Source organism: Caballeronia sp., from assembly GCF_049581465.1.
GTDB lineage: Bacteria > Pseudomonadota > Gammaproteobacteria > Burkholderiales > Burkholderiaceae > Caballeronia.
This window is the reverse complement of record NZ_JBAUSA010000276.1, coordinates 1-3,355: the sequence shown is the minus strand read 5'-3', so window position 1 is coordinate 3,355 and position 3,355 is coordinate 1. Positions and strand designations below refer to the sequence as shown.

The 3,355-nt window shown below is 61.1% G+C and carries 3 protein-coding genes and 1 pseudogene; 2 read left to right on the top strand and 2 right to left on the bottom strand.

The genetic code is table 11. The annotated features are described in order from the left end of the window. Nucleotides 1-228, bottom strand: a pseudogene (locus WCA53_RS06855) (MFS transporter); the annotation flags it as partial. A 306-nt stretch (nt 229-534) separates the two neighbouring features. On the opposite strand from WCA53_RS06855, the gene WCA53_RS06850 reads away from it, so the two are divergent. Then, on the top strand, nt 535-1,263 hold the full coding sequence (locus tag WCA53_RS06850; RefSeq protein ID WP_423907256.1) for a response regulator transcription factor: 729 nt from the start codon (nt 535-537) through the stop codon (nt 1,261-1,263). A 68-nt stretch (nt 1,264-1,331) separates the two neighbouring features. Here WCA53_RS06850 and WCA53_RS06845 read toward each other — a convergent pair whose 3' ends face one another. After that, a complete protein-coding gene (locus WCA53_RS06845) occupies nt 1,332-2,237 on the bottom strand; it encodes a dihydrodipicolinate synthase family protein (protein WP_423907254.1) in 906 nt (301 codons plus the stop codon). Nucleotides 2,238-2,467: 230 nt separating this feature from the next. On the opposite strand from WCA53_RS06845, the gene WCA53_RS06840 reads away from it, so the two are divergent. Next, nucleotides 2,468-3,355, top strand: an 888-nt coding sequence (locus tag WCA53_RS06840) for a 4-hydroxyproline epimerase (protein WP_423907252.1), incomplete at its 3' end; no start/stop codon positions are given.

Genomic DNA, 3,355 nt, shown 5'->3' with positions numbered 1-3,355 from the left:
GAGCACGCCCGCCGAGAGCATCAGTGCGGCGAACGCGAGGGCGTACGAGTCCACGGTCCATTGCAGCCCCGCGACGCTTGCGTGCATGTCGCGTCCAATGCTCGCCAGCGCGACGTTCACTATGGTGACGTCGAGTTGCGAGACGACGAAGCCCATGCTGGCGGTCGTGACGATCAACGCGGTGCGGGCGTCCAGCCGGACGGGAGTAGTAGAAAGGGTCGAGTTCATGACGACAAGCCTACAGAAACGCCGCGTTCGTTGTTTCGGCCTGCCGTGAAATGTGCATGCACGGGGTGACGCGGGGTGACGTTTTACGGACACAAACACATACAAGCTAAACGCCCGCGCGACAGATCAAATGCATTTGTGACCGTTCGCTCAGCAGATTAAGACTTATCCGATGGAGCGAGGCGCTACACCTCGGGAGAATCGCGCGTCTAAGCGGTCCATTGAATGATCTTCAATAAGACCTTTTCGCGGTGCCTTCATCGGACTTTCGAAGTCACCGTCCGCAGATTTTTTGGCATCGTCATCATGCGCGTCGCAATTCTTCAAACCGATCCCCAGCAACGTTTTGTCGTCGGCGAAATCGTCGAACGTCTTAACCATACCTGTGTCCGCTTCAGTGACGGCCTCGCCATGTCGAAGTCGCTGTCACGCTCCACCGTGGACATGCTGATCCTCGATTGGCATGCGAGCGGCTTGTCCGGGCTCGACCTGCTCAAATCCATGCGCTCCGGTATCGGCGACCGCGTGCCGGTCATGTTCGTTTCGGCGGATGGCGGCGAAAGCAACATCGTGCGCGCGCTCAATGCCGGCGCGGACGATTTCGTCACGCACCCGGTCCGCGCAGGCGAACTCGGCGCACGCGTGGAAGCGCTGTTGCGTCGTGCGTATCCGGTCAACACCGCCGCGATCACTGAGTTGGGCCCGTATCGTTTCGATGCGCGGCAGCAAAGCGTCACGGTACACGGCAAGCCCGTGCAACTCAGCGGCACGCAGTTCAAACTGGCCTTGCTGTTTTTCTCCAATGTGGGCCGCGTGCTGTCACGCGACCACATCTTCGCGATGGTCTGGGGGCGCGAATTCCGGGAAGCGACGCGGACCATCGACAGCCATGTGTCGCGGCTTCGGCTTGCGCTTTCCATCGATCCAATCAACCAGTTTCGTCTACAGCCTGTGTACAAAAGCGGGTATCGATTGCTGCATCTTTATGGCGAAAACGGGATGCTACTGCCCCAGGAGGACGAAATCACCGCCTGAAAGTGCGGGGGTTGAAAACGAAAAAGCCGTCGCAGGACGGCTTTTTCAATTGACGAACAGAACCCGCTTCAGAACGTCGGCAGCGCCGGCCGGGTTTCGATGGAACGCCTGATCAGCGCCTCCACCTCACGACGTTCGTCGCCGGCGAGCGGCAAACGCGGTGGCCGGACGGGCTCCGTGCCCAAGCCGACTATCGCTTCGGCGAGCTTGATGTTTTGCACGAGCTTGGTCGAGACATCGAGCGCGAGCAGCGGTGCGAACCAACGGTAAATCGCGCGTGCTTCTTCTGTGCGGCCCGCTTTCAGCAATTTGAAGATCGCGACCGTTTCTTCCGGGAACGCACATACGAGCCCCGCGACCCACCCTTGCGCGCCCATCAGGATGGCTTCCATCGCGAGGTTGTCGACGCCGCAGAAAACCGCGTACCGGTCGCCAGTTGCGTTGATCAGTTCGGTGAAGCGGCGCACGTCGCCCGCAGATTCCTTGATCGCAACGAACTTGGGTTCGTCGGCCAGTTCGGCGAACATGTCCGGCGTGACGTCCACGCCATACGCCAGCGGATTGTTGTAGACCATGATCGGCAATGGGCTAGCGGCCGCGACCATGCGGTAGTGATTGAGCGTTTCGCGCCGGTCCGATACATAGCGCAAGCCCGGCAGCACCATATAGCCCGCAGCGCCGTGCTTCACGCCGTTTGCGGCCTGGCGGCAGCCGTCGAGTGTGCTGTTTTCAGCGATGGTGAGCAGGACGGGCACGCGTCCCCGCGACGCGTCGACGGCGATATCGAGTACCTGGAGTTTTTCATCGAGCGAAAGCGTGGACGCCTCGCCAAGCGATCCGCAGACGATGATGCCGTCTACGCCGGCTGCAATCTGCGCTTCTATGTTCTTCTGCGTCCACGCACGATCTATGCTGAAATCCGCGTTGAATTTGGTGGTGACGGCGGGTAAAACGCCTTCCCAGATATGCGCCACGGCGATGCTCCTTAAGTGAGGGACCGAGTCAGTGTAGGCATAGGAAAGCCGCAAGTCTTGCGCATTACGCGCAAATGCGGTGCCGATTTCGGCACAAGTCCATGCGACGATCCGGGTCGGCTTGACCAGCAAGAGCAGGGCGGTGCCGGACCTCCGTGTATGCCGAAATCGTCATCAAATGCGCATAGCGGCGCCAAGACGCGCGGGCGTCGAATTTCTACGATTGACGCATGAAAACCTTGAACTTCATCGATTCGCACACAGGCGGCGAGCCCACCCGTCTTGTCGTGTCGGGCGGCCCGGACCTAGGCCACGGTACGCTGGCCGAACGCTTCGATATCCTGCGCACCCGTCACGACGACTGGCGTGCGGGCGTGGTGACGGAACCGCGCGGCTCTGACGTGATCGTGGGCGCGTTGCTATGCGAGCCGGACGATCCCGAATGCGCGGCAGCCGTGATCTTTTTCAACAACGTCGGCTATCTCGGCATGTGCGGCCACGGCACGATCGGGCTGGTCGTGTCGCTCGCGTATCTCGGCAAGATCGTGCCCGGTGCGCACAAGATCCAGACGCCGGTGGGTATCGTTGAGGCGACGCTACACGCGAACGGCAGCGTGAGCGTGCGCAACGTGCCGGCTTACAGGCACCGTCATGCGGTGAGCGTCGACGTTCCCCGACATGGCGTGCTGACGGGCGATGTCGCGTGGGGCGGCAACTGGTTTTTTCTCGCGGCCGATCATGGTCATGATCTCGTGCCCGCTAATCTGGCGACGCTCACCGCGTTCACCGGTTCCATTCGCGACGCGCTTCACGCGCAAAACATCACGGGTGCTGACGGCGCGTTTGTCGACCACATCGAATTGTTTGCGCCGTCGCCTCACGCGGGAATCGATAGTCGCAACTTCGTGCTGTGTCCCGGCAACGCCTACGACCGCTCACCCTGCGGCACCGGAACCAGCGCGAAAGTCGCGTGCCTCGCAGCAGACAACAAGCTGGCCGTAGGCGCCACGTGGAGGCAGGAAAGCATCATCGGCAGTGTGTTCGATGCACGCTATGAGCGCTTGGGCGACGCGTTGATCCCGACCATCACGGGTCACGCGCACATCATGGCCGAAGGC

Bases quoted from the DNA above. Each gene is read 5' to 3' on its own strand.
- WCA53_RS06850 (WP_423907256.1), top strand. From the start codon at position 535: ATGCGCGTCGCAATTCTTCAAACCGATCCCCAGCAACGTTTTGTCGTC.